The organism is Brunnivagina elsteri CCALA 953 (genome assembly GCF_002289455.1).
GTDB classification, from domain to species: Bacteria; Cyanobacteriota; Cyanobacteriia; order Cyanobacteriales; family Nostocaceae; genus Brunnivagina; species Brunnivagina elsteri.
Map to the genome: position 1 here is coordinate 1 of NZ_NTFS01000665.1, position 2,089 is coordinate 2,089.

1 protein-coding gene is annotated in these 2,089 nt (G+C 40.6%); it reads right to left on the minus strand.

What is annotated here, in order from left to right:
• Window positions 1-147: 147 nt before the first annotated feature.
• Window positions 148-2,089: Eco57I restriction-modification methylase domain-containing protein (locus tag CK510_RS29660; RefSeq protein WP_245912510.1), on the minus strand; the 1,942-nt coding region annotated here is incomplete at its 5' end.

Here is a 2,089-nt window from a genome sequence, read left to right on the forward strand (position 1 = left end):
TCCTCACTACGAGCCTTTGTTCGTAGTAAGAGCTTTAGCTCTTTCTTGTTTTAAGAGAGGACTAAAGTCCTCACTACGAGCCTTTGTTCGTAGTAAGAGCTTTAGCTCTTTCTTGTTTTAAGAGAGGACTAAAGTCCTCACTACAAACTAAAATAAGGTTAATTGTTCGTTGCCTTCGTCTTGATTTTTATCTTCTATTTTCGCCTTTTTCTTGCCTCCTCCCTTACCTTTTTTCTTGCCTTTATCATGTAAACCCTGTGCTTTTTCTTCAGCATAGCGTTGGTGATTTAATTCTAATAATCTATCTAGCACTTCTCGCCGTGCTGTTTCGCTGATAGTGAAGCGTAAGCCTTGTTTGGTTTGGTGGAAACCATGAGATAAGCCCTCACCCCCACTCCCATCGGGAGAGGGGAGTAAATCTTGCCAACCGTAAGCAGCAGCTACAGCATTATCCATTTCTATGTGCAATTCGCGCAATTCTTGAATGTCTGCGGCGGTTTCGTCGGGGTTGTGGAAGCGGTTGTAGGTTTTGGTTAATCCTTCTTGGTTAGTTTGCATGATGTTTTGGCGATGGTTGTAGTACGTTTCGCCTATTTCTTCAAGATTTGCAGTTGATGTGGGGAAGGGGAAGGTTTCAAAGCAGTCTGTAGGAGTGTAACGTAAGTCTCCTTTCATAGATGAAGCGTATTCTCTCGCCCATGTTTCATGAAATGCACTTTGAAGAAGTGTAAAGTAACCTAAGCTTTCAAGAGCAAATACGTAGGTTGCATGAGAAAAAACTATGTTTGGTGATACAGATGCGAATGCTAAAGTTCTACTGGTGGCTGCAATAGTAACTACTCGTTTTAGGTTTGCGATCGCACTATAAAGTTCTAAACCTCTTCTTGCATATTGCCACCAATATTTGGCATAACCTTTCGCTGAAGAATCTGATTTTAATCCTAATTTATCTCTCTCCGGTTTAACCTTCTCCCTCACAATCTCCAAACAATCAGGATAATCACTTGCATAAGGTTTACCTTTAGGCTTCTTCAAGTCATCATGTTCAGCATCTAAAGGATAATCCTTAAAATTTATCACCCAACGACTCGGTGATTGGTCAGAACGAGAATTCAAATCCTCACCATTTAAATAAGGAAATAAAACATCTTTATTTATTGGATTTTTCTCAATTAACACTTGTGCTTCCTCTGAAGTCATCACAAAACCCATTCCCAGCACAATAGAACCTTGAAAAGATTTACTTTGATTGGCTACTAATTTATGTGGATTTCCAACAGCTTTCCCTGGATTGGTTAAAAATGCTGTAATTCCATCAACAACCTTTTCATCTAAAACAAACTCACCCAACCAATTCCCCTGTCGCAACCAAACATAAGCAACTTCTAAACTCGCGCTACCTTCCCATTTCCGACTCGGAACAGCACGAGGAATTACACAATTATTCTTAACCAATTGGTCTAAACCAACCTCTCGCGTCTCACCTTGCGCTATGGTATTTGTAGCAATTAATCCAAAACCAGCATTACTATTTAATAACTGCTTGGCACGTAAGAAAAAGTAAGCACAAAGGTCAGCATTACCACGTATATTATTCGCAATCCACTTAACTAAAAAATCTCGATAAGCCGTACCCAAAGCACCCGTAATTTTTTTTCCACCCATAAACGGCGGATTTCCTGCGATCGCATCAAATCCACCCCCGCTCATATTCAGGTTCGTAGTAAGAGCTTTAGCTCTTTCTTTTTGAGAGAGGACTGAAGTCCTCACTACGAACACTTCTGGAAATTCCAACTCCCAATGAAAAGGACGCAACTTATCAAAATCAGGTAAAACCTTACCCATCCCATCAGGAATATCCGCACCATCCCGAAACGAAGTTAACAAAGTCTGGCGTAAACCTTCCCTTTCTTTGTCCGACCAATTATTAAAATAACTCCCCACCAACAAATCGCAACCCCGTTTCAAATCAAAACTTATCGCATTTGCCTGCGCTAACAAATACACTTTGCGATTTTGGTCTTCCCTCGTCAACACTGGAAGCGATGCAATCTCTCGCCGTAATTCAATAATTTGTTCAATATCCCGA